At 69.3% G+C, this 23361-nt stretch carries 25 protein-coding genes and 1 tRNA gene; 10 read left to right on the forward strand and 16 right to left on the reverse strand.

What is annotated here, in order from left to right:
• Window positions 1-3: 3 nt before the first annotated feature.
• A complete protein-coding gene (locus ACN28C_RS19610; protein ID WP_422768994.1) occupies window positions 4-147 on the reverse strand; it encodes a hypothetical protein in 144 nt (47 codons plus the stop codon).
• 116 nt (window positions 148-263) lie between these two features.
• On the opposite strand from ACN28C_RS19610, the gene ACN28C_RS19615 reads away from it, so the two are divergent.
• Window positions 264-1087, forward strand: a protein-coding gene (locus ACN28C_RS19615; protein WP_422774737.1) for an IS5 family transposase whose coding sequence is annotated in 2 segments (ribosomal slippage) — window positions 264-563 and window positions 566-1087 — 822 coding nt in all. Because the reading frame shifts where the segments join, the coding sequence is not laid out codon by codon here.
• Between the two features lie 4 nt (window positions 1088-1091).
• Here the strand turns inward: ACN28C_RS19615 and ACN28C_RS19620 are convergent.
• The 4 genes from ACN28C_RS19620 to ACN28C_RS19635 are packed head-to-tail and all read right to left on the reverse strand — an operon-like array spanning window position 1092 to window position 3866.
• Window positions 1092-1364: a hypothetical protein gene (locus ACN28C_RS19620; protein WP_422768995.1), complete on the reverse strand. Its 273-nt coding sequence runs from the start codon at window positions 1362-1364 to the stop codon at window positions 1092-1094.
• Complete coding sequence (locus ACN28C_RS19625) at window positions 1361-1984, reverse strand: IS630 family transposase (RefSeq protein ID WP_422774727.1); 624 nt, start codon at window positions 1982-1984, stop codon at window positions 1361-1363. The genes ACN28C_RS19620 and ACN28C_RS19625 overlap by 4 nt, the downstream gene beginning before the upstream one ends.
• Window positions 1948-2439: a winged helix-turn-helix domain-containing protein gene (locus tag ACN28C_RS19630; RefSeq protein ID WP_422768684.1), complete on the reverse strand. Its 492-nt coding sequence runs from the start codon at window positions 2437-2439 to the stop codon at window positions 1948-1950. Before ACN28C_RS19630 ends, ACN28C_RS19625 begins: the two co-directional genes overlap by 37 nt.
• A gap of 14 nt (window positions 2440-2453) precedes the next feature.
• Entirely contained in the window at window positions 2454-3866 is a 1413-nt protein-coding gene (locus ACN28C_RS19635) for a tetratricopeptide repeat protein (RefSeq protein WP_422768996.1), read from the reverse strand.
• Between the two features lie 68 nt (window positions 3867-3934).
• Between ACN28C_RS19635 and ACN28C_RS19640 the strand changes: the two genes are divergently transcribed.
• The 5 genes from ACN28C_RS19640 to ACN28C_RS19660 all read left to right on the forward strand — a co-directional run bounded on the left by ACN28C_RS19640 (window position 3935) and on the right by ACN28C_RS19660 (window position 8409).
• A complete protein-coding gene (locus tag ACN28C_RS19640; protein WP_422768997.1) occupies window positions 3935-5128 on the forward strand; it encodes a glycosyltransferase family 4 protein in 1194 nt (397 codons plus the stop codon).
• Window positions 5129-5311: 183 nt separating this feature from the next.
• Entirely contained in the window at window positions 5312-5665 is a 354-nt protein-coding gene (locus ACN28C_RS19645; protein WP_422768998.1) for a hypothetical protein, read from the forward strand.
• A gap of 103 nt (window positions 5666-5768) precedes the next feature.
• On the forward strand, window positions 5769-6431 hold the full coding sequence (locus ACN28C_RS19650) for a helix-turn-helix domain-containing protein (protein WP_422768999.1): 663 nt from the start codon (window positions 5769-5771) through the stop codon (window positions 6429-6431).
• A gap of 120 nt (window positions 6432-6551) precedes the next feature.
• A complete protein-coding gene (locus ACN28C_RS19655; RefSeq protein WP_422768979.1) occupies window positions 6552-7430 on the forward strand; it encodes an IS5 family transposase in 879 nt (292 codons plus the stop codon).
• A gap of 436 nt (window positions 7431-7866) precedes the next feature.
• Window positions 7867-8409 (forward strand): hypothetical protein, encoded by a 543-nt coding sequence (locus ACN28C_RS19660; protein WP_422769000.1) that lies wholly within the window; start codon window positions 7867-7869, stop codon window positions 8407-8409.
• A 509-nt stretch (window positions 8410-8918) separates the two neighbouring features.
• On the opposite strand, the gene ACN28C_RS19665 is transcribed toward ACN28C_RS19660, so the two are convergent.
• Together ACN28C_RS19665 and ACN28C_RS19670 are read right to left on the reverse strand one after the other, a co-directional pair.
• The gene (locus ACN28C_RS19665; protein ID WP_422769001.1) at window positions 8919-9362 is read right to left on the reverse strand and encodes a hypothetical protein; all 444 of its coding nucleotides are present in this window, start codon (window positions 9360-9362) and stop codon (window positions 8919-8921) included.
• Between the two features lie 67 nt (window positions 9363-9429).
• Window positions 9430-10782 (reverse strand): hypothetical protein, encoded by a 1353-nt coding sequence (locus ACN28C_RS19670; protein ID WP_422769002.1) that lies wholly within the window; start codon window positions 10780-10782, stop codon window positions 9430-9432.
• A gap of 386 nt (window positions 10783-11168) precedes the next feature.
• On the opposite strand from ACN28C_RS19670, the gene ACN28C_RS19675 reads away from it, so the two are divergent.
• Both ACN28C_RS19675 and ACN28C_RS19680 read left to right on the forward strand, forming a co-directional pair.
• Window positions 11169-11729, forward strand: coding sequence for an NADAR family protein (locus tag ACN28C_RS19675; RefSeq protein ID WP_422769003.1), 561 nt, complete (start codon window positions 11169-11171; stop codon window positions 11727-11729).
• Window positions 11726-12805 (forward strand): recombinase family protein, encoded by a 1080-nt coding sequence (locus tag ACN28C_RS19680; protein ID WP_422769004.1) that lies wholly within the window; start codon window positions 11726-11728, stop codon window positions 12803-12805. The genes ACN28C_RS19675 and ACN28C_RS19680 overlap by 4 nt, the downstream gene beginning before the upstream one ends.
• Here the strand turns inward: ACN28C_RS19680 and ACN28C_RS19685 are convergent.
• From ACN28C_RS19685 to ACN28C_RS19695, 3 genes are all read right to left on the reverse strand, one after another.
• A protein-coding gene (locus ACN28C_RS19685) for an IS3 family transposase (protein ID WP_422768980.1) occupies window positions 12789-13993 on the reverse strand; the annotation gives its coding sequence in 2 pieces (ribosomal slippage) (window positions 12789-13693 and window positions 13693-13993; 1206 coding nt in all). The genes ACN28C_RS19680 and ACN28C_RS19685 overlap by 17 nt on opposite strands.
• A gap of 278 nt (window positions 13994-14271) precedes the next feature.
• Window positions 14272-14448: a hypothetical protein gene (locus ACN28C_RS19690; protein ID WP_422769005.1), complete on the reverse strand. Its 177-nt coding sequence runs from the start codon at window positions 14446-14448 to the stop codon at window positions 14272-14274.
• A 155-nt stretch (window positions 14449-14603) separates the two neighbouring features.
• A tRNA-Leu gene (locus ACN28C_RS19695) sits at window positions 14604-14687 on the reverse strand.
• 347 nt (window positions 14688-15034) lie between these two features.
• Here ACN28C_RS19695 and ACN28C_RS19700 point away from each other — a divergent pair.
• Together ACN28C_RS19700 and ACN28C_RS19705 are read left to right on the forward strand one after the other, a co-directional pair.
• Window positions 15035-15769 (forward strand): PIG-L deacetylase family protein, encoded by a 735-nt coding sequence (locus ACN28C_RS19700; RefSeq protein WP_422769006.1) that lies wholly within the window; start codon window positions 15035-15037, stop codon window positions 15767-15769.
• Window positions 15766-16500, forward strand: a complete 735-nt coding sequence (locus ACN28C_RS19705) for a 4-carboxy-4-hydroxy-2-oxoadipate aldolase/oxaloacetate decarboxylase (protein ID WP_422769007.1) — start codon at window positions 15766-15768, stop codon at window positions 16498-16500. The genes ACN28C_RS19700 and ACN28C_RS19705 overlap by 4 nt, the downstream gene beginning before the upstream one ends.
• Here ACN28C_RS19705 and ACN28C_RS19710 read toward each other — a convergent pair.
• The 6 genes from ACN28C_RS19710 to ACN28C_RS19735 all read right to left on the reverse strand — a co-directional run bounded on the left by ACN28C_RS19710 (window position 16467) and on the right by ACN28C_RS19735 (window position 23327).
• The gene (locus tag ACN28C_RS19710) at window positions 16467-17519 is read right to left on the reverse strand and encodes an endonuclease/exonuclease/phosphatase family protein (protein WP_422769008.1); all 1053 of its coding nucleotides are present in this window, start codon (window positions 17517-17519) and stop codon (window positions 16467-16469) included. The genes ACN28C_RS19705 and ACN28C_RS19710 overlap by 34 nt on opposite strands.
• A 236-nt stretch (window positions 17520-17755) precedes the next feature.
• A complete protein-coding gene (locus ACN28C_RS19715; RefSeq protein ID WP_422769009.1) occupies window positions 17756-18871 on the reverse strand; it encodes a glycosyltransferase family 2 protein in 1116 nt (371 codons plus the stop codon).
• Entirely contained in the window at window positions 18868-19881 is a 1014-nt protein-coding gene (locus ACN28C_RS19720) for a glycosyltransferase family 2 protein (RefSeq protein WP_422769010.1), read from the reverse strand. The genes ACN28C_RS19715 and ACN28C_RS19720 overlap by 4 nt, the downstream gene beginning before the upstream one ends.
• Window positions 19882-19960: 79 nt before the next feature.
• On the reverse strand, window positions 19961-20950 hold the full coding sequence (locus ACN28C_RS19725; RefSeq protein WP_422769011.1) for a UbiA prenyltransferase family protein: 990 nt from the start codon (window positions 20948-20950) through the stop codon (window positions 19961-19963).
• Window positions 20951-20961: 11 nt separating this feature from the next.
• Window positions 20962-22020, reverse strand: coding sequence for an NAD-dependent epimerase/dehydratase family protein (locus tag ACN28C_RS19730; RefSeq protein WP_422769012.1), 1059 nt, complete (start codon window positions 22018-22020; stop codon window positions 20962-20964).
• Window positions 22014-23327 (reverse strand): aspartate aminotransferase family protein, encoded by a 1314-nt coding sequence (locus ACN28C_RS19735; protein WP_422774738.1) that lies wholly within the window; start codon window positions 23325-23327, stop codon window positions 22014-22016. The genes ACN28C_RS19730 and ACN28C_RS19735 overlap by 7 nt, the downstream gene beginning before the upstream one ends.
• Window positions 23328-23361 lie beyond the last annotated feature (34 nt).

Raw genomic sequence — 23361 nt, forward strand, 5'->3', positions numbered from 1 at the left:
GCCTCAGTTGCTGCGGCCGTGCCGCAGGGGCCGATCCAACGCGGTGGCCAGCGCGTTGTCGACGCGATGCGCCTCGCGGAGCGTGGAGTCGGCGCGGCGGTCGCCCAGCTCGCGGTAGACCTCGTCGAGGTCTCTGAGGGCGCACACAAGAGTGGTCGAAGGATCTAGGGCGCATCTGACGGATCTTCTCGGTCGTTGTGCTGGGCGTGGCTGGTGATCTGACTGATGACGAGTGGGCTCGGCTGGAGCCGTTGCTGCCCTCCATGGCCCCCCAGCAGGGTGGTAGGTGGCGGGATCACCGTCAAGTGCTCAACGGGATCCTCTGGCGGATCGACAACGGCGCGAAGTGGCACCAGGTCCCGGACCGGTACGGCCCCTACAAGACCTGCTACCACCGGTTCGCGCAGTGGGAAGCCGACGGCACCTGGGACCGGATCCTGCAACACCTGCAGGCCGAGGCCGACGCCGCTGGTGACCTGGACTGGCGCGGGCAGATCGATTCCACCATCGTTCGCGCCCACCAACACGCCGCTGGCGCTCGGAAAGGGGGCTCACCGCGCAGGACTCCCGCACGGTCCAAGGTCTCGGCAGGTCACGAGGCGGGCTGACCACCAAGGTGCACCTGCTGGCCGAAGGCCAGGGCCGGGCCCTGGTCAAGCGGGTCACGCCCGGCCAGGCGGCCGACACCAGGGAACTGGTGGCGCTGGTCGACGCGGTCGCGGTGCCCAGACCCGGCGGCGTGGGGCGACACCGCAAGAGGTTGGATCACCTCACCGCCGACAAAGCGTACGGTTCCAAGGCCAACCGGCGGTCGCTACGCGCCAGGGGTATCCCGCACACGATCCCGGAGCGGGAGGATGTGCGAGCCAGCCGCGCCCGTAAGGGTTCCCGGGGCGGCCGGCCTCCGAACTTCAACGCGGAACGGTACAAGGACCGAAACCAGGTCGAGCGCGCCTTCAACCGACTCAAGCAGTTCCGGGCGGTCGCGACCCGCTACGACAAGTTGAGAAGTCGTTACGAGGCAACAGTCACCATCGCCTCGATCCTCGTCTGGCTCCGAGCGAAACGCGACCGCAAGTCACCATGATCCGTCAGACGCGCTCTAGCCCGTTGGTGCGGCAGTAGTCCCGTACGGACTGCAGATAGTCGCGTGCGTCAGTGAGATCACCGGCCGCGCGGCAGCTCCGGGCGAGGTTCAAGGTGATCTGCGTCCAGCCGTGCTCACCACGTCGCACGAGTTTGTCCGCCTCCTTGAGTAGCTCCCGACCTTCGGCGGTAGCCGGTCCGGTGGACAGGAGGTGTCCTGCGTAGTCGTTGAGGGCGGCGACTACAGCGGTTGAAAGTCTGGGGTCTGTTTCGGTCATGGTGGTTCCGGTTCCAGGCTGAGTCCGGTCTGGGCGAGGAAGCCGGGGATCAGGTCGGGTCGGTACTGGATGCGCTTGAGTCGGTTGCGGATGATCGCGGCGAGGTGGTCCACGCCGTCGACGGCGAGGTTGCCGAGGCTGGACTTCATCGTTGACCACAGGCCCTCGACGGGGTTGAGGTCGGGTGCGTACGCGGGTAGTTGGACCACGGTCAGCCACCGGTGGCGGGCGGCGATGAGCTGGCGCATCGCGGTGCTGGTGTGGGTGTTGACTCCGTCCCAGATCAGGATGATCGGGGCGTGGAGCCGGTGGTGCGCGGCGGTGATCAGGGTGGCGTAGTCGTCCTCGGACAGGCTGCGGCGCTCGCCGGTACGGTTGCGGTGGACGCGCAGGCGGTAGAAGACGTGGCCGCGCTGGCCGGGTTTGTAGGCGATCAGTCCGGCGATCGAGATTCGGCCTGAGCCCTTGCCCGATACCCGCACGGTGGGTGTGTGGCCCGTGCGGGCCCAGGTTCGGGCCCTGGACGGGCGCAGGGTCTGTCCGGCCTCGTCTTCGAAGACGATCCACGCCCTGGTCGCCGCCGCTAGCCTCGTACCTTGGCCCAGGTCGTGGCCCGCCAGTCGGCGATCGCGTCCTCATCGCGCTGGACGGCTCGGTGTGTGGGTACCTGAGGGGTGTAGCCCATGCGGTGCAGCAGGTAGGACACGCCGCGCAGGGTGTAGGAGACGTGGAACAGTCGGCCGATCAGGGTGGCGACCCGGGCCAGGGTCCAGCGTTGGTCCTCGATCCAGCCGTGTGCGGCCGGGCCGAGGTCCAACTCCGCTCGTAGCCGCAGTAGCTGGTCCGGTGAGAGCCGGGAGACGTTTCCACCCGGGCCGGTCGAGGCCAGGGCGGTCATCCCACCCGCACGCCAGCGGCGTCGCCACTGGTAGATCGACTTCGTCGACACCCGTAGCCGGGCCGCGACCTGCGCCGCCGGCACATCGACGGCGAACATCCGCGCGGCCTGCATCCGTACCTGCTCCCGCTTGGCCCGTCCGGCAGCGGACAGGCCACCACTATCGGCGTACCTCACACCCCAGGTATAGATCAACACCGACCGGTCGTCCATAGTGGTTGATCACAGGCGATCGACCGAGCCAGACCCCAGCCATTCAACCGCTGTAGCAGCCCACGGATATGGTCCTCCGGGCGTGTCGTGTGCAGCGTCCGCAGGATCGCCACTGCCTGTTGATGCGTTCGGCTAGCGTCTGCGGTGTGTCCTGCTGCGTCGAGGAGGTTGGCGTGCACCGTGAGGCTCTCCGCATACGTCTCGTGGTCGGTGCCGTACTCCACGGCGTCGTGGTTCACAGCCTCCGTCATGATCCGGACGGCGTCCGCTATCCGGTTGGCGGCCCGATGTGCCAGTGCCAGATTGCCCAGGCTGTTACCGATCAGCTCGCGGTCTTCCACAGCCCCGGCGACCGCGACGGCCCGTTCCGCGAGCATGGCTGCCCCGTCCGGGTCCTCGACACCTTCGCGTAGGTAGACCGAAGCACGGTCGAGTAGGTAGGCGACATCGTTGAGCTGTACCTGGTGCCGCTCCGCTGCCTCGCATACGGCCAGCACGTGGGGGTGCCCAAACTCCCACTCGGCCCACGAGTCGTGGTGATGGGTGTCGGGACGCAGCGCGTGGGTGAGGAAGCGCAGCACGGCGGCGGTCCAGTGGACCGCCTGCTCGGGCGTGACCTGATCGACCACGTGGGCGGCGATGGTCGTGGGCACTGACACTCGGTCGCCGTCCGTTTCCAGCAGGCCCCGGCTGCGTAACGCTGCGCACGTCTCACGGAGCGCGGTCGGGGTAGCGCATGCGTCCTCGGCCAGGCCGGGAAGGCAGTCACCCGCCTCGCGCAGCAACGAGTTCGGGAACGGGTGATCCGGGGCCAGCCGAGCCAGTACCTGGAGCAGATCGCGCCCCGCCGGTACCGCGGTGGCTAGGCGCTTCCACTCATATCCGAAGGTCGTGGCATCCATCCGGGGCCCGTCGGGCAGGCCGGTGGAGAGCGCGCTACGGAGTTCTGCGGCGAGTTTCAGTACGCCGGGGAACGAGTCCATGTCGCCCCGCGCGCCGCCGGCCCACATAAGGCTCTGCACGCGTTGCCGTCGGGCAGTAGCCACCGATGTGGGTGTGGCGTTCAGGATGAGGTCAGGATACGCGTTGTGCAGCTCAATGGGGGTCAGGCCCTCGTCGACGTAGCGGGCCCAGCAGCGGACCGCCCGGTCCGCGGCCGACGCGATCGCAGTGCGTTCCAGATCGAGCAGGCGGCTTCGGATCCGGGCGACGAGCCAGCGCCCACGGTCCGGCGAGGATGGGCCAAGCCCCACGAAGGCGGCGCTTTCGGCGACCTTGGCCAGCGCGGTGCGCTCGACTGATGGAATGCAACCGTGCTTTGTCTTGCGTACGACATCCCGGACAGTCACCAGTCCACTGGCCATGCTCCGCCACGCGGCCTCATCCGACATTAGCGACTCCAAACGATCTTCATTCGATCGGTGTTGAACTCATTCTTTCATGCTGGTCGGCTGTCGCCATGATCGAAACCCCGCTGACCATACTGTTCGTCTGCGACGAATGGTCGCCCGCCAAGGGTGGCATCTCCGTGCTCAACCGGAGACTCGCCGCCGCGCTCGCCTCCTGCGGTGACACGGTGGGATGCCTTGTCGCGCAGGCCACGGCTGCCGAGCACGCGGACGCCGCCCGACACGGCGTCCGGCTGTTCGTCGCCGACCGCACCCCTGCGGGACCGGATCTCCACCTGCCGGTGGCTAAGGTCATCGCGTGGAATCCCGATGTGATCGTAGGGCACGACCACGTGACCGGGCACATCGGCTGGCTCTACGCCCGCAAGTTCGGTACCGCCACCATGGTCCACATGGTGCACACAGCCCCTGCTGAGATTGAACCGTACAAGGGCAGTGGCAAGGCATCCGCCCGCGTGGAGGCGCGCGAGGCGTACACCGTGGATCTCGCGGGGCAGGCCGACGTTGTCGTCGGTGTGGGGCCTCGTCTGACCCGGTACGCCACCCATCTTCTCGACGACGGCTACGGCGGTCGGTCCGTGGTTCGCCTCGACCCAGGTCTCGACCCAGACCCCCTCGACCGCGCGCGCCGGATCCCGGTACGCGCGAATGTGATGGTCCTCGGTCGTACCGGCGACATCGAACTCAAGGGTCTCGACATTGCGGGCGGCGCCGTCGCTGCCGTGCCGGACCGGCCCGACCGCCTGGCTCCGCTGCTGTACGTTCGCGGTGCCCCAGCCGAACAGTGCGAGCAGGTGCGCACCGCGCTCGTCGGCCTTACCGACCTGGCTCGTGGCCGAGTCGACGTACGCCCATTCTCCGAAGACGGCACGGCAGTGCGCCGTGACCTTCGGCGTGCGGCGCTGTGCCTGATGCCGTCTCGGGCTGAGGGCTTTGGTCTGGCGGCGTGGGAGGCGCTCGCGGTAGGCACCCCCATCCTCGTCAGCGCGCACAGCGGCGTGGCGGAGTTGCTCCGGGAACAACTGGGTGCCTCCGCCGACAGCCTGATCGTCGATATCACAGACGACCCCGACCGCGACATCCGGACTTGGTCCAAAGCGGTGCAACGAGTACTGGACGACCTGCCCACTGCGTTCGCCGAGATCCACCGCGTCCGTGAACGGCTGCTCGGGCGCTTCTCCTGGCCTGCGGCGGTTGCGACACTCGGCTCCGCGGTCCGAGCGCAGCGTCGTGATCTGCACTGAACAGGCTTGGAAGGACGGCCGACAGGAAACGTCTCGTCAGGTTTCCGCAGGATGCGAACGTGCGGTGTCTCCTGTCCATCGGATGCAACAGGAAACACGTTCCGGAAAGAGGACTGAACCGTCGACGCTCATGGCAGTCGGCTGGCTGGTCTGCCGGTCCGGAAGTGCAAAGGAGAGTGCACGATGTCCGAAACCAGGGTCGCCTTGCGGCGCCGTTTCGGGAGGATGGCCGCGATCGTCGGTGCGGCCGGGGCTCTCGTGGCGGTGACGGGTGTGCCGGCATCCGCCGCAGGCCCGTACATCAGCTCGAACTCCGGGGGCGCCAACATCCGGAGCTGCGCCAACACCGGTTGCGCGTCCAACGGGTACTACGGCAACGGCACGTCCGTCACGATGGTGTGCTGGACCGATGCCCAGTGGGTCTACCCGCCGAACTCCAACTACGCGTCCAACCGCTGGTTCAGGGTGAGTGCCCCGAGGAGCGGCTTCATCCACTCATCGCTGGTCGCGGCCCAGGTCTCGACGCCCGTCTGCTGATCGTGGTGATGGTCCGGCGGTCACCTCCGGCCGCTGGACCACCGCCCCGCGAAGGTTGACCGTGATACAGTTACGATGTGTATTGCAATGGCGACGTTGTGTCATGAGAGCCGCGCGCGACAATGGATGCGAACCCCTGACCGACACAATGGAGCGGCTGGGGACGTGCCTCCGCCAGTATCGGAAGACCGCTGGGCTTTCGCTGTCCGGGCTTGCTCGCAAAGTCAACTACAGCCGTGGGTACCTGAGCAAGGTGGAGACGGGCCGCGCGCCGGGCAACGTCCAGTTGGCGGAGCGCTGCGACGAGGCGCTGGGGACCGGCGGTGCGCTCGCCAGGCTTGCGCGGGCGCAGCTACGTGACCCGCGCCCATCCGAACGGACAAAGTCGCACGACCCTCTGCCTGATAATTCGATCGGGTGGCCCCACCAGCGTCTCCCCGACGAGGCGATGCCTCAGCGTAGACCCCATGAGCCACTGGCACAGGTCGGCCTGCCGCTCTCGTCAGCGACCGCTGTCGCGTTCATGCTGGCTCTCGACGAAGCGCACAACGCCCTGCGCGCTGTGGCCCGTAACGATCTGCCACCCGCGGCCCGTCGTGATTCGGCGAACGACACGCTTCACAACGCGCGGGTGTACGCGATCCGTGAGCGACTCCTGGTGCTCAGCGCTGCGCCGTTGGTAAGTGCGGCCGAGGCGGCGTTCCTGCGGATCATCGCTGTTCGGGACGCGATCCGGGTCGGCACGCGCCTAAGGCGTGTTTCGTAAGTCGGGCTGGCGGCGTCAAGGTCACGGCGTGGCGGTGATCGACAACTGAAGAGGTCTCCGGTATCTGGTTCTGCGACCAAGCAAGAACTTCGTACCGGAGACCTCGTGCCCAGCGTAGCGGTGACGAGGCGGCATGACCTGACCGACAGGCAGTGGGCTGTTCTGGCCCCGCTGCTGCCTGCCGCACCGAGAACGGGTCGGCCGCCGAAGTGGGAGAAACGGCAGCTCATCGACGGGATCCGGTGGCGGATCCGGATCGGCGCCCCATGGCGGGACGTCCCGGCCGAGTACGCGCCCTGGCCCACCGTCTACGGCCTGTTCCGCCGCTGGCAGCGCGACGGGACCTGGGACAGGATCCTGGCCGCGTTGCAGGCCGCCGGCGACGCGGCCGGCCGGATCGCCTGGACGGTGAGCGTGGACTCGATGACCAGCCGCGCCCACCAACACGCCGCTGGCGCCCGCACCGACGGCCACCTGCAGAAAGAGTCGCCCGGTGGCGTGCACGACGAACCAGCCGACCACGCCCTCGGACGGTCACGCGGCGGGCTGACCACCAAGACCCACCTGGCCTGCGAACAGGGACAGAAGGTCCTGTCGATGATCGTGACCGCCGGGCACCGTGGCGACAGCCCGCAGTTCATCCCCGTCCTGCGCCGCATCCGCGTGACCCGACTCGGGGTCGGCCGACCCCGCACCCGTCCCGACCTGGTCCTGGCCGACAAGGCCTACACCAGCCGAGGCAACCGCGCCCACCTACGCTCACGCGGGATCAAGGCCTGCATCCCCAGCAAGACCGACCAGGACGCCCACCGCAAAGCCAAAGGCTCCAAGGGCGGCCGCCCGCCCACGTTCGACAAGGACCTCTACCGGCTACGCCACGCCGTCGAAAACGGCATCAACCGGCTCAAACGCCACCGCGGCGTCGCCACCCGCTACGACAAGCTGGCAGTCCGCTTCCAAGCCGTCCTGACCATCACCATCATCACCGAGTGGCTCTGACCGGCTTATGAAACACGCCTTAGAGGAGGCGGCCTACCATCAGGTCTACCACCCGTTTGCTGAGGCGCTGTGGGCCTTCCGGATGGCCGTGCGGGCCGACGCGGGACAGCCGCTGTTGACCCCGGACACGCTCGGCCGGCAGGACTGGTCGGACCGTGAACGGTGCCGTGACTGTGGGCAGCGAGATTGGTCTTCCGGCTGAGACTCAGGCAGGTGGGTGGAGCCCTTCAAGTCAGGCGGCGCAACTCGACGTGTTGCGGCTGCTCGACTTGCCTGTATGAAAGGGCGGACCAAGAATATCCCAGGTCAGCTTGCTGAGTGGCCACTGACGCGGCACGGCGATCGGACCGGGCTCCACCAGTGTTTCCCCGTAGCCCGTCCGGACGGGAGACAGGAACGCGTGGCGGGCCAGACGCCACCGGCGGAGACTGAGAGCGTGGAATGGATACCGCTCGTCGGTGCGATCTGCGGAGCCGTGATCGCCCTTGCCGGTGCCCTGGCTGCGGAGGTGCAGCACAACCGCGCCGAGCGTCGGCGCCACCGTGAGGCGGAGCGGGTCGGATACTGTCTCGACTTCGTTGTTGCGCTCGACTCGGCCCACAGCGCGCTTCGTGCGGTCGCGCAGAGCGACGAGGACGCGTCGCGCCGTCTCCCTTCCGCCAACCGCGCCGTTCACGAGGCAAACGTCTTCGCCGAGCGAGAGCGCTTGCTCGTGGCCGGCACGTTGGAGGTCGTCAAGGCCGGCGAGTTCGCCTACCGCAGGTTGATCGGGGTACGGAACGTCATCCGCTCCGGCGCGACCCCCTCGTCGCGGGATTACCACCGCGCATATCACGAGTTCGCCGAGGCGATCTGGCAGTTCCGCATGGCGGTGCGCACAGACCTCGACCATGCCCGGTTGGAGCCCGTCGACCTAGAGCGACGAAGCTGGTCCGAACGGGAGAACTGTCGCGGGTGTCTCGACCTGGCCGGAGGGTGAGCCGGTGGCGAGTACGACGACGTTCTGTTCGGGCGGAAGTGCTCGTGGTGCGACTATCCAAGCGATCCGACCGGGGCTGTTGATCAGCTATCAAGCGGCATGGGTACAGGTCGGATTTGTCGGATGAGCGGTGGGCGTTGCTCGAGCCGGTACTGACCGCGTGGCGGGCTCGCCGGGTGGGGCCGGGGATCAGCCGGACGACGGATGGGTCTGCTGCACGGATAGGTGACATCTGAGTTGGCTTGCTCTGTGAGCGGGCTGGAAGGATGTTGCTGTGCCCAGCCTTACCCCCGTGAGTTCCGCGATGACGTCGTGCGGGTTGCTCGTGACCGGGACCCTGGTGTGACGGTCGAGCAGGTCGCGAAGGACTTCGGAGTCCACCCGGCGCGCCGTGAGCCGCTGTTGATTCTGTTGGTCGCCCGGGGACGTGGCGCCCGCCACGCCGACACGGGCGGCGAGCACTCGGGCCGTGATCGCTTGGCTGGGCGCCGGCGACGGGTGCGTCGTCGTCAGTCCTCGGGCACACAGCACATGACGCTGTGCTGAGCGCAGACCGCGCGGCGCCACTCGCGTACCCCGACGCGTCCGCGCGCCACTTCGATGCGCCCCTCATAAATCGAGGCGTCCACTACGGCCTCGAAGTCGTGCCAGTCCGGCTGCTCGCCGCAGTCAGTACACGTGTTCGGGTTGAAGCTCGCGCCGCGTGCGCCGGACGGCCGGGGCCGCCACCGTCGCACCACGAGGTCCTGGCCGGCGCCGCGCAGGATTTCTTCAGCGAGTGCGACGGCGCCCTCCTGGTCGACCTTGACGAACTCTCCGACAGCCGGCCGGTGAACCGGCAGCAGGGCCAAGATCCACAGCATCTGGTGCGCGCAACCTGGGCACGGTCCCACCTTGCCCAGCACGCGCAGGAGCAGCATTCCGGAAGTCGGCTTGGTCCCCGGGATCGACATATCGGCATGGTGCCAGCCCGCTATGACAGCCCCGGCCTTCGCCGGCCCCGCCTGCAGACCCGCGTCCTCATGAGGGGATAGGCGCGTCAGTCGCGAGAACTAGCAGCACCGCGCGGCGCATGATTCGCTCGGCGTCGTCGAGCATCTCGCGCAAGGACGTCGCCGGGCTGCCGGACACGAGGCGTAGCGGGGCGTAGGGCTGTCCGTCGCCGTGGATCTCGGCATTGCGGGCCTGGTACAGGGTCTTCATGAACGCCTCGACGTTGTTGGCGTTGAGGTCGGCTTCGGCCGCGAGCAGGTTGGCTGCCCCTGCCGCGATCTTGTCACCCTTGGTGCCCCTCGGCAGGTTCGCACGCTTGATGAACAGTGCTTCGGCAGAGATCGACAGGTCGATCAGGCGGTCGGAGTCTGTGTTTCGGGAGCCCGCGAGGACGAGACGACGGATAGCGACCTGCAGGGACCGGTCGGCCTCGACGTGGGGCGAGCCTAGAGCGGTGTACGTGGCGCGGAACTGGTCAAGGCCGTCGGTCATCAGGAGCGTCGGGCGCTCGTTGTCGGCGCTGTCGAACGCGGAGTGGATCGCGGTGTAGCTGGGAACGATGGGGAACTCGTCATCGGCCTGGGCCAGTATGGGACGGGTAGTCACAACGGACCCGCCGCACACAAGGCGAAGCGCCGTCACCACCCGGCGGGCCGACCCGTCGAGGGTGGGGAAGGCGGGAGCTGTCGACGCTTGCGGGTCCGTGTGGCCGGCGACAACGGGATACGTACGCGCGCTCGTCAACGCCCACTGGTCGAACCGGGAGATCCGCACGCTGTTGACGCTTCCGCCGACCATGCGGGGTACCGCGAGTTGATCAATGGCTGCGCCCATCTGCCGATCGGTCATTCGCCGTAGGACCACCCCGTCGGGCAGCAGGATGACGTCCTTGTTCGAGTCGAACCCGTTGAGCGGAAGGAACTCGACCATATGGACCTGGTGGCTGGCCAGGCCGCGGTCGAAAGCCTCGAATAACCGGTCGAAGACCCTCTCGTCGAACTCGTACGTGGCCTTCGCGACGACCATCGGTTCGATGATGTGCTGCACGAGCAGCCAGTCGAAGTTCCTCGCCTGCCGCGTCCCTGCCGCGCCGATCATGGTGTCGACCCGGTCGCGGAGCACCGAGTCCGCGGCGTACGCCTGTCGCACGTCGGCCATCTCGGCAAACTTGTCGAGCCACCCGACGATCGGTACATCGTCCGGCATATCCCACGCCTGCGGGCGAATGCCGAGGAAGGTTTCCTGGCTGTGCCGCCACCAGCGCTGGTTGTCGATCATCCTGCCGGTGCGGGGCTTGCCCTCGCTCGCCGCGAGATGGGTCAACACTGCCCGGACCAGGGCTGCGACCGCCGCCCTGCGGATGTCGTGCCGTTCGTTCATAGGGCTTCCTCACGCATCGGCGCCAGCGTCGGCGGCCGGCACGGTGCCAGCTGGCCAGAATCGCACCCGTCACTGTCCGAAGCAAACGAGTTCCGGGCGGGCCAAGCGGCGGCGGATCGAGCAGGCGAGGCCGCCGACAACCGCGCACCGTTGCCATGACAGGGGTAGGGGTGCGTGGCCGCGATCGTCGCGAAACGCGATTCGGGCGACCTCGGCACGGCAGCGGTCCCGGCCGCACTCCCATCCCGACAGCCGGTGGGATCGGTGCTCGACGAGTTCGGCACTTCGACACGGGCCGTCCAGGGGGATCCTGCGGGTGGAATGACCGGCTGCCACGAGCGACATATCGGTGGCGCGGGCGTGGACCGGACGGGCAGAGTAGCCGCGTGTTCGCCCGTACCATCGCCGACGTGGTCGGCCTCGTTGCCGCCGGCGAGAAGGTCAAGTTCCTGTACTTCTGGGGGCATCAGCCGCAGCCGGGCGGCAGCGTCGGCGCTGGCTGCTTGAGCCAGTGGTGGCCGGCCGTGTTCACCGTCGACGAACGGCAGTTCGCCACGGCCGAGCACTACATGATGTGGTCCAAGGCGATGCTGTTCGATGACATCGACATCGCCGGGCAGATCCTTGCCGCGTCACATCCGCATCGCGCGAAGACGCTGGGGCGACAGGTCCGCAGCTTCGACCCAACCGTCTGGGAGACCCACCGGTACGCGATCGTGGTCGCCGGCAACACCGCCAAGTTCGGACAGCATCCCGACCTACGCTCGTACCTGCTCGGTACCGGCAACCGGGTGCTGGTGGAGGCCAGCCCGGTGGACCGGATCTGGGGCATCGGGCTCGCCGCCGACGATCCCCGGGCCGGCGACCCGGCACGGTGGCAGGGCCACAACCTGCTCGGCTTCGCGCTCATGGAGGCCCGCGACCAGCTACGCCAGGACAGCCAGTGATCGACACGGCAGCTGTGTCCCATGCCGGTGACGAGGATCTACTCGCGGCGTGGATCGGCGGCAAGACGCCGCGGGTCCGCCGGCGTGGTAGCGGCACGGGAGCCGGGTTGAGGTTCGCGTTCTACGGGCGGGTGTCGACCAAGGACTACCAGGACCCGGTCTCCTCGCGCCGCTGGCAGCTCGACGTCGCGACCGAGTTGATCGCCGGACGAGGGCGGATCGTGGCGCAGTTCTTCGACGTCGGTTTCACCCGCGAACTGTCCTGGGCCGACCGGCCGCAGGCCGCGGCACTACTCGCCGCGGTAGCCAACCCTCACCGGGGGTTCGACGCGATCGTGGTCGGTGAGTACGCGCGGGCGTTCTCCGGCGGTCAGATCCGCCACGTGGCCGCGTTGTTACAACAGCACGATGTGCAGCTGTGGCTACCCGAAACCGACGGACCGATCAACTTCAACGACGTGACCCACCAGGCGCTGCTGATGCTGCTCGGTGCGCAGGCCAAACGCGAAGTCCAGCGCGCCCGGTTCCGCACCACCATGGCGATGCAGGCACAAACCCGAGTGCAGGGCCGCTACCTCGGCGGCCGACCGCCCTACGGATACCGGCTCGTTGACGCCGGCCCTCACCCGAACCAGGCGCACGCACGATGGGGCCGGCGGCTGCACCGCCTTGAGCCGGACCCCGAAACCGCCCCGAACGTGACGTGGATGTTCGCCCAGCGACTGGCCGGACACAGCATCGCCGGTATCGCCCGGCTCCTCAACGACAAGAATGTGCCGTGCCCGTCCGCCGCAGACCGCGAACGCAACCCACACCGCTCCGGTAACGGGTGGCGGCTTCGCACCGTCGCGGCGATACTGGCCAACCCCCGCTACACCGGCCGACAAGTCTGGAACCGTAACCGCACCGACAGCGAACGCACCCAGAATCAGCTACCCGGCCTCATGCAGGTACACCGGCTCAACGCCGGCACCCAGTGGGCAATCTCCGCCAAGCCCACCCACCCCAGTCTGGTCAGCGTGCAAGACGGGCCTTACCCCCGGAACTTGGACACGGGGTCTATGCGGCTTGTGTGATGGTAGCTGAGCTTTCTTGGGTCCGCTCGTAGGTGATCGGGGACTGCTGTCCGAGCCGGGAGTGGCGGCGGACGGTGTTGTAGCGGTGCAGCCAGCGGAAGCTGGTGAGGCGGGCGTCGCGTTCGTCGGTGAACGCTCGGCGGCCTTGCAGGGTCTCGCGTTTGAAGGTCGCGTTGAACGACTCGGCCAGGGCGTTGTCGGCCGAGGTGCCGACCTTGCTCATCGACTGCCGGACGCCGGCCGCCGCGCAAGCGGCCGCGAAGGCTTTCGACGTGTACTGGGCTCCGTGGTCGCTGTGGAAGATCGCCCCGGCCAGGCTGCCCCGGGTGCGCCGGGCGGCGGTGAGCGCGTCGATGATCAGGTCGGTGCGCATGTGGTCGGCGATCGCCCAGCCTGCGAGGCGGCGGGAGTGCAGGTCGATGACGGTGGCCAGGTAGAGGAACCCGCGCTCACCGACCGGCAGGTAGGTGATGTCACCGACGTAACGCTGGTTGACCACGGGTGCGGTGAAGTCCCGGCTGATCAGGTCCGCAGCCTTGACCGCGGCCGGATCCGGGATGGTGGTCCGGGTACGGCGACGCAGCCGCAAGCCCTGCACACCGATCGAGCGCATCACCCGTTCGACGCGCTTGTGGTTGACCGCGGTGCCGCCGTCGCGGAGCTCGGCGGTGATCCGCGGTGCCCCGTAGGTGTTGTCGGCCGCGTGGACCTTGCGGATCTGCCGGGCCAGCACGAGGTCGGCGGCCTGCCGGGCCGCCCGGGCCGGCGCGGTGGACGTCCAGTAGTAGTAGCTCGACCGAGCCACCCCGAGGACCTGGCACAACCGCTTCACGCCGTAGCGCTGCTGGTGGTCGGCGACGAACTGGAAGCGGTTCACCAGCGCGTCTCCCCGGCGAAATACCGGGCCGCCTTGCGCAGGATGTCGCGTTCCTCCTCCAGCTCCCGGACCCGCCGCCGCAGCTCGGCGTTCTCCGCCTCGACCGAGCCCGACTCCGGCTTGGCCGCCGCTGCGGCAGGCCGCCCGGACCCGCGGTCACGGCGCTGGTCGTCGGCGCGAACCCAGCTGCGCATTGTCTCCCGGTTGACGCCGAGATCGTCGGCGACCTCCGCGATCGTGGTACCCGGCCTCGACCGGTACAACGCCACCGCGTCGGCCTTGAACTGTGCGGGATAGTGCTTGTTCGCCATGCTGTTCCAGGACTCCTGATCTACCCGGACCTCACGATCCAAGGTTCAAGTGTCCAAGATCAAGGGGTAAGGCCCGACTTCGTCGCCGCCCAGGCCGTCACCGCTGTCCCCCAGCCCAGCACCGGCACCAAGCGCACCTACCTGCTGGTCGGGCTACTGCGCTGCCGGCTGTGCGGGCGCAGCCTGGAATCGCAGTGGAGCCACGGCAACCCCTGCTACCGATGCCGGCACGGCCACACCACCGCCCACCACCCCAGCACACGCCAAGCCGGGAACCTTCACCTCCGCGAGGACGTCATCGTCGCCCGCGCCACCTCCCAACCCAACTCCACCGGCTCGACAGCCACGACAGCCAAATCCGACAAGAACTCGAAGGCGTGGAACAAGCCAACGATCCGGTCGCGCTGGCCCGATTCCTCCGCAACCACGCGATCACGATCATCTGCGAGCCGCACGGCGTCACCCTCGAGACCGAAGCGACAGGACTTAAGATCAGCCAGGGAACCCGGAACCCGATCACAGCAAGCGGGCGGGCTCCGCGTCAACGCGCCTCAGCGGGCAAGACGAAACGAAGCAATCGCCACATATGAATGCTTCGCAGGGGTTTGCGTGTCCGAGGGGGGACTTGAACCCCCACGCCCTATACGGGCACTAGCACCTCAAGCTAGCGCGTCTGCCATTCCGCCACCCGGACCTGCATGCCGTCACCGCGATGCGCCAAGACGATGATCTCGCCTGGCGTCCGCCGCAGCGCCGCACGGGGCATTACTGTACACGCCGCCTTCGGACGGCGCACGGCGGCATGGCCCGGCCGCCGGCCTGGCCGCTGTCCCGTCCGTCCCCCGGCAGGCGGCGCCCGACAGCCCGGAGACCGGGGGAGCGCGGCTCTCCGAGGGCGAGGCCCTGACCGGGCGTCAAATTGTTGACGACATTGTTGGCAATAGTGACGCCCGGACCTACGATCGCACTGTCGGCCATCGAGCCGGGGCACGTGCCGGGGAGCACGAACGCGCCCACCGAACCGCTCCGAAGGGATCGTCGATGACAGCGTCTCCGGTCGGGCGGGGGCCGGTCCTCGTGGTCAGCGCGCATGCCGCCGACTTCGTCTGGCGTGCCGGCGGCGCACTGGCGCTCAGCGCCTCCCGGGGCCAGGTGGTCCACGTGCTCTGCCTGACCTTCGGCGAGCGGGGCGAGTCACCGGGGCTGTGGAAGCAACCCGGGATGACCCTGGAGCGGGTGAAGGAGGCGAGACGCGACGAGGCCGGTCGGGCGGCGGCGGTGCTCGGCGCCGAGATCGACTTCCTCGACGCCGGGGACTACCCACTACGGGCGACGGACGACCTTCACGACCGCGTGACCACGACCATCCGACGGGTGAACCCGGCCGTGATCATTACCCATCCCGCGCGGGACCCATACAACCTCGACCATTCGCTGGCGCACGAGATCGTGCTGCGGGCGCGCATGGTCGCCCAGGCGGCCGGGCACGACCCGCAGACCCGGCCGATCGGCGCGCCGAACGTGTTGCAGTTCGAGCCGCACCAGCCCGAGCAGTGCGACTTCGTCCCGAACCTGCTGCTGGACGTCAGCACCGTCTTCGACCGCAAGATCGAGGCGATGCGGATCATGGGAGCCCAGAGTCACCTGGTGGCCTACTACACGGATCTCGGCATCCGGCGCGGTGTGCAGGCGGTGCGCAACGGTGGAAACCGGTCGATCACCCACGCCGAAGCGTTCCAGCGAATCTTTCCGGTGGTCGGAGGCGAACTGCTGTGACGGCCAGCGACCGCTACGAACCCAGTCGCACGCACGGGCACGTCATCGTCCGCAGCGCCGCCGCACCGCCGGCCGACGCCGTCGCGCACCTCGGCCGGCAAGGCGTGGCGACGGTGCACGAGGCCCAGGGCCGCACCGGGCTCCTCGGGCACCTACTCCGACCAATTTATCCGGGTGCCCGGATCTCCGGCCGGGCGGTCACCGTCTCGGCCCCGCCGGGTGACAACCTGATGATCCACGCGGCGGTCGAGCAGACCGGCCCGGGAGACGTGCTCGTGGTCGCCTCCACCTCGCCGAGCACGGACGGGGCCTTCGGTGAGTTACTGGCCACCTCGCTGCGGGCCCGCGGCGTCCTCGGGCTCGTCATCGACGCGGGGTGCCGCGATGTCGCCGCGCTGACCGGGATGGCCTTTCCGGTCTGGTCCCGGGCGGTCTCCGCTCAGGGCACCGTCAAGGCGAGCCCCGGCTCGGTGAACGTCCCGATCGTGCTCGGCCGCGCCTGCGTGCGCCCCGGCGACGTGATCGTGGCGGACGACGACGGGGTCGTGGTGGTGCCCCGGGAGCGGGCCCGCGAGGTGGCCGCCGCCGGGGCCGCGCGCCAGGCCGCCGAGGAGGAGCGGCGCCGGCAGCTCGCCGACGGCGTACTCGGGCTCGACATCTACCAGCTACGCCCGTTGCTGGATCGGCTCGGTGTCCGCTACCTCGACGCCGACCCGGACGTGCCGGGCTGACCCGTCGAGATCACCAATTGCTGGGGCCGGTGGTCGGAGACACCGCCGGTCGACCCGCCGAACCGGTAGGAGTGCACCCGGACCGCCGCCGAGACGAACGCCCAGTCCAGCCGCCACAGCCGGGGCCAGCCGGGCACGTCCGACCAGGTTGCCGGATAGCGCGACGACGACGCGTAGCTCGCGTCCCGCAGCCCACCCGGCAGCTTGGCCAGGTCGCCCATTGCCGGGCTGGTGTTGAGGTCCCCGGCGACCAGCACCGGACTCCGGTTCGCCGCCACGTCCGCCGCCAGCGCCCGCCACTGCGGCTCGCGCTGCGCGTGCTGCTGCCGGATCACCCGGTAGAACTCGCCACCGAGCGGGCTGTGGTCCGGGACCAGTTGCACCGGCAGGTGCAGGTTGTAGACCGACAGTTTCCGCCCCGACCCGAGATCGAGGTCGGTACGGAGCACCTTGTGGTTCCACGCATCGGCCGAGCCCCAGAGCGGAGGCGGCATCTCCGGTGCGAGCAGCGGCATCCGACGCAGGATCGGAAAGCGGGAGAGCGTCACCAGTTCGCCGGCGACCGCGATCTCGAAGCCGGGAAACTCGGCGTGCAGCCGGGCCAGCTCCGCCCCGGTCGGGCCGGGGGAGTGCTCGTACCAGTACTCCTGGAGCAGGTAGACGTCGGCGTCGGCGGCCCGGAGCAGGGCGTACATCCGCTCGGTCTGGCCGCCCTCGTCCCAGTACCCGGTGTTCCAGCTGAAGACCCGGACCGCGCCGGGCGGGGGTGGACCGTCGCCGCCGGCGAGCCCGCGCAGGTTGATCCCGGAGAGCTGGCCGCCGAGCAGCAGTGCTGCGGCGGAGAGCAGCGCGACCGGCCGGCGCGACCGGCCGCACGGCGCGGCGGTCGCGGCCAGCAGCAGCGGTACGCCGACGAAGGCCACCGGTGGGATCGCGTCGACCGCCAGCCAGAGCCACCACCGGCCACTGAGCACCAGGTGCGCCACGGTGAAGGCGAGCCAGAGTGCCCCGGCGCCCACCAGACCTGTGTAGAGCCACCACCGCCAGCCACGCCGGCCCCCACCCGACGCCGCCCGCGACCCGGTGACCGGGACCGGTCGCCCGGCATCAGGACGCTCCCGGCCAGGCAGCGCTCGCCCGGAGAGCGCCTGACCAGCCGGATCCTGACTGGACGGCGGCTCCAATCCCCCTGTTGTGCCGGCCGACGCCGGTTGCCCGCCAGGGGGTGCAGCACCGCTGCCGGCGGCGGTGACCGTCATGCCGGGCCCTGCAGGGGGGTGGGGTCGACCGGGAACGAGGCGTCGTAGAGCCGGCGGAACGTGCCGGAGGCGAGCCACTGCAGCGTACCGGTGGCGACCCCGGCGGTGATCGTGACGTTGACCAGGAAGTGCAGCCCGGCGAAGAAGGCCAGGAACGGCAGTCCGTGGCGGCGGCGTACGAAGCCGTACATGCCGGCGTCGCAGCCGAGTGATGCGGCCAGCAGCCCGGCCGGGACGACCAGCCCCCACGGGCCGAGCAGCAGCGGCAGGGCCAGTGCGGGAAGCGTCCCGAATGCCGCCAGGCTGCCCCAGGCGCGGGCGGCGGTCTCGAAGCCCTGCCCGAACCGGCGGGCCCGGGCGTAGAGCGGGATCCGCAGCCGGCCCCGGTGGAACAGCTTACGGAGCAGGCCGCGCAGCTCGTGGTCGTGGTCGTGCCGGCCGCGTACCCGGGAGGTGAGCACCAGGCGGTAACGCCGGGTCAGCCGGTAACCGTAGTCGACCTCCTCGGTGTGCCGCAGCTCCGGATTGAACGGGCCGATCTCCTCGAAGATCTGGCGGCGGAGCAGGCAGACGGCCGGGAAGAGGAACGACACGTCGCCCTCCGAGCTTATCGACCAGTAGTGATACTGCAGGCCACGGTACCGGGCCACCACCGTGTCGTGCAGCAGCGGCTCGGGGTCCTCGATCCCGCAGACCGCGCCGATTTTCGGGTCGGCGAGGATCAGCCGTACCGCGTTCGTGACCGCGTCCGGGGCGAGCACCAGGTCGGAGTCGACGTAGCAGATCAGATCCCCGCTGGTGTGCGCGGCGCCGATGTTGCGGGCCCGGCCGCAGCCGCCGTTGCGCCCGGTGCTCACCACCCGCACGCCCAGGGCCTCGGCCACCGCGACCGAGTGATCGGTCGAGCAGTCGTCGACCATCAGGATCTCGATCTCCGGGTACGTCTGGTCCAGGATCGACCGCAGGCACAGGTCCAGCGACTCGGCGTAGTTGTAGTTCGGCACGATCACCGAGACCAGCGGTCCACCGCCGTCGGGGGCACCGCCGTCGCGGACACCGCCGTCGGGGGCACCGCCGTCGGGGGCACCGTTTCGGGCACCGTCTGGGGTCATCGGGTGGCCACCTCCGGCCGGTCGTAGAGGCCCCGGAACCGGCCCGAGGCGAGCCAGGCGGCCATCCCCGACAGCGCGGCGACCGCGATCACCAGATTGAGCAGGAAGTGCATGGCGACGAAGTAGCCGAGGAAGAGGATGCCACGTTCCCGGCGCACGAACCGGTACATCGGCCGGTCCCCGGCGAGGCAGGCGGCGAGGGCGACCAGCGGCACCGCCAGGAACGCCGCGCCGAAGAGCACCGGAAGGACCAGGGTCAGCACGGTCAGCAGGGCGGCCACGCTGACCCAGGCGCGCGGCCCGCTGCTGAGCCCGCCGGGAAACTCCGGCCGGCGGGCGTACATCGGGATGTGCAGGGCGGTGCGGGTGAAGACCTTGCGGACCAGCACACCCAGGTCGGCGTCGTGGTCGTGCACGCCGCGCACCCTTGGCGAGAGCCAGATCTGGTAGCGCTGGGCGAGCCGCATGCCGTAGTCGGCGTTCTCGGTCTCCCGCAGCCGCGGGTTGAAGGGTCCGATCTCGACGAAGACCCGGGCCGGAATCGCCAGCAGCGCCGTGTAGAGCGTCATGATCCGGCCCTCGTCGGCGATCAGCCAGTAGGACTGCTGGAGGCATCGGTACTCCTCCAGCAGGCTGTCCCGGACCAGCGGCACCGGGTCGTAGTTGCCGCAGACCGCTCCGATCTCCGGGTCGGCGGTGAGCAGTTCCACGGCGTTGGCGACCGCGTCCGGCTTTGCCGCGACGTCCGAGTCGACGAAAAAGAGGATCTCGCCGTTGGCGTTCGCCGCGCCGAGGTTGCGGGCCGCCGCCGGTCCGGAGTTGCTCGTCGTACGCAGCACGCGTGCGCCGTACGCCTGCGCGACCGCGACCGAGTCGTCGGTGCTGCAGTCGTCGACCACGATCAGTTCCAGCCGCGGATAGGTCTGGGCGCGCAGCGCGTCGAGGCATAGCCCGAGCGCCCGCGCGTAGTTGTAGTTCGGCACGATGACCGAGACGAGCGGTCCGTTCATGTCTCCATCCAGGTCGGTCATATCTCGATCCAGGTCGGTCATATCTCGATCCACGTCGGTCATTACTCGATCCAGGTCGTCAGTTCTCGATCCAGGTGAGCAGGGCGGGATAGCGGGCGCCGAGTTCCGCCAGGGCCAGCGTGGTGCCGATCAGGACAGCGCTGGCCACGATCATCCTGTCGTGCAGCAGGGCCCGGATCGGATCCCCGCCGGACTGCCGGACCAGCACGGCCTGCAGGTAGCGGAACGCGGCGAGCAGGCCGAGCGGCACCACCACGGCGAGGGTGACCGGGCGCCAGGGCCCCAGCGGCGCGTCGGTGTTGAGGTAGAGCAGGAAGGTGGTGCAGGTCAACGCGGCGTTCAGCCCGAGCAGGTGGTCGGTGAGCGGGACGTTGTAGCCGGCCAGCGCGGGGCGGTGCGCCGATCCGGCGACCGCCAGCTCGTGCCGCCGCTTGCCGAGGATCAGCACCAGGCAGCCGCCGAAGACGGCGGTGAGCAGCAGCCCGGACGGGGCCGCTCCGGTGGCGGCGTACCCCTGGAGGACCCGCAGCACGAAGCCGGCGGCGACCACGCAGATGTCCAGCATCGGCAGGTGCTTGAGCCACCTGCTGTAGGCGATGCTGAGGCCGAGGTAGCCGACCAGCGGCCACCACGGCACGGCGGGTCCGGCGAGGACCAGCCCGAGCAGCAGCCCGGCCAGCCCGACGGCGAGCAGCCAGGCCAGCGGGACCGGCACCGTCCCGGCGGCGACCGGGCGGTGCCGTTTGACCGGATGAGTGCGGTCCAGCCGGCGGTCCACGATGTCGTTGACGATGTAGATCGTCGATGCGGCGACCGTGAACACCAGCACGGCCCAGCCGGTACGCAGCAGCGCCGACCCGGTCCAGACCGGCGTGTCGATCAACGCCAGCGGCACGGCCAGCAGGTTCTTGACCGCGTGGCCGGGGCGGGTGAGCACGACGAGCGCCCGGGCCAGCACGGCCGGCCGGAGCGCACGCGCGGGCGCGGGCGCGGCCGGCGGCGCGGCGGCCGGTAGGGCGGTCTCGACGGCGGTCTCGACGGCGGTCACCTGAACTCCCGTCAGAAGAAGATCTTCGCAAGGGACAGCGCACCCTGCCGCCATGGCTCGCGGCTGGTCCGCCCGCCGCCCGGCGCCGCCCCGGTCGCGCGGGAGCCCATCGGCCCGGCCGCACCTCCGGCCGCAGCGCGGCTGGCACGCCACCACTCGTACGTGCGCAGGATGGCGTCCTCGTTGGAGAACTTGGGCGTGAAGCCGAGGCGCTGGATGGCCTTGTCGATGCTCACGTAGGAGTCGTGCCGCAACTTGTGCAGCAGGCGGCCGTAGACCGGGGAGAGCCGGCTGCGCTCCAGCAGCTCCAACGCGAACAGTGCCGGCCGGGCCGGTACCCCGACGACCCGCTTGCCGTGCCCGGCGGCGTCCAGCACCGACTGGAAGTCCTCGCGCAGCGTGCGGAATCGCTCGGCGGCGAGGTTGTAGGTGTCGTTCGCCACCTCCTCCGGCGCGGCCAGCACGGTGACCACCGCCTCCACCAGGTCGTCGACGGCGAACATCTGGATCCGGACGTCGCCCGAGCCGAGCACGGGGAAGTTGCGGCCCTCCTCGGCCCACTCGAAGAGCATCGCGAAGAGCCCCATCCGGCCCGGTCCGAGGAAGGTCTTCGGCCGGAGGATCGCGGTCGGCAGGCCCTCGGCCCGGTACCGTTCGGCGATCTCCTCGGCGGTTGCCTTCGCCGCGCTGTAGGTGTCGACCGGCTCCCGGGGGTGCTCCTCCGGCGTCGGCACCTGGCGGGGCAGGCCGTAGACGGCGGTCGAGGAGACGTGCAGGACCCGCTCCACCCGGGCCCGCCGGGCCGCCCGCAGCACGTTAGCGGTGCCCTCCACAATGATCGAGCGGATCTCGGCGGCGGCATAGCTGGGCAGCGCCGCCGCGCAGTGCAGCACCGCCGCCGCGCCGTCGGCGGCCTCGTCCATCACCCTCGGGTCGCGGATGTCGCCGACCAGGGTGACGCCGGGCTCCCTCCGCAGATCCACGCCGCGCACGTCGTGTCCGTCGGCGGTCAGCCGCTCGACGAGCCGGGAGCCGAGCATCCCGGCGGCACCGGTAACGGTGATCACCACAGCGCCGATCCCACCTTCTGCGTCACGAACCGGGTGACGAGCTTGCCGAGCCCCTGTTCCAGCACCTCGCCGAGCGCGTCGGTGGCGCGCTGCACATCTGCCGGGTCAGTGACCAGGGACGGCCCGATGACCAGCGGGTTGCGGCCGTTGAGGGTGTAGTAGGTGTAGATGTCGTGGTCGGCGTAGAGTGCCTGGATCACCGCGCAGGTGACCAGCTTCGCCTTGAACCTCGGGTCCCGGGCCATCCCGGCCGGGGCGAGCCGGGAAACCAGGTCGAGGATCTTTGGGCCACCCTCGATCTGGACGCCCCAGAGCGCGCCCGCCCCGGCGACCCGGCCCACCACGTCCGGGAACTCCTTGGCCAGCCGTTTCAGCGCCGGCTCCAGCACCCGTTCCAGCTCGCGGGCCCGGGCCGGGTAGTCGTCCTCCACGACGATGTTGATCGCCTCGAGCGCGGTGACGCACTCCTCGCCCATGCCGTAGTACGTGGTGCTGGTGCTCTGCAGCAGCGCGTCGGTCAGGTTGTCGTACGCCTTCCGGAAAACCCGCTCCCGGGCGACGAATGCAGAAATCGATGACTTTCCACCGCCGAAGGACTTGGACGTGGTAAGGACGTCCGGCACCAGCCCGGGATACCGCATGAAGTAGAAGAGGCTGCCGGTCTTACCCCAACCGGTGTAGATCTCGTCGAATATGAGCACGATGTCGTGCCGGTCGCACAGCTCGCGAATGCCGCGCAGAAAGTCCTCGTCGCACCATGTCACCGTGGAGGCGCTGAACGGCTCGACGACAAGTGCGTAAACGTCCCGTGGATGGGACGCGACGGCCTGGCGGACCGAGTCCAGGTCTCCATAGGTAAATGGAACTATGCCGGGAATGGTGGGAAAGTCGAACGACGGTTGTCCGGTCAGCCCGCCCGATCCGAGCAGCTTTCCGTGGAACCCGCGGTCGGCCCGCAGGATCGTGCCCCGCCGGCCGCCGTGGTACTTGTACGCCAGCTTCACCGCCCCCTCGACCGCCTCCGCGCCCGAGTTGGGCAGGAAGGACATCCGCAGGTCGCCGGGGAGAAGCTGAGCCAGGTTGTGGCCGAGCGCCGCCAGGTAGGGGGAGAAGTAGGTTTTGTGCACCTCCATCCGCCGCTGCTCGGCGAAGCGCCGCCGGGCCGCCAGGATGCGCGGATGGTTGTGACCGTGGTTGAGTACGCCCACCCCGCCGGTGAGGTCGAGGATGCGGCGGCCGTCCCGGAGCACCAGGTGTGCGCCTTCGGCGTGGTCGACCAATTCCCGGCCGAACCCGAACGAGGTCATCAGGCTGACCTGGCTCGCGTTGACGTAGGAACGA

The sequence above is a fragment of the Plantactinospora sp. WMMC1484 genome (genome assembly GCF_049315195.1).
Lineage (GTDB): Bacteria > Actinomycetota > Actinomycetes > Mycobacteriales > Micromonosporaceae > Plantactinospora.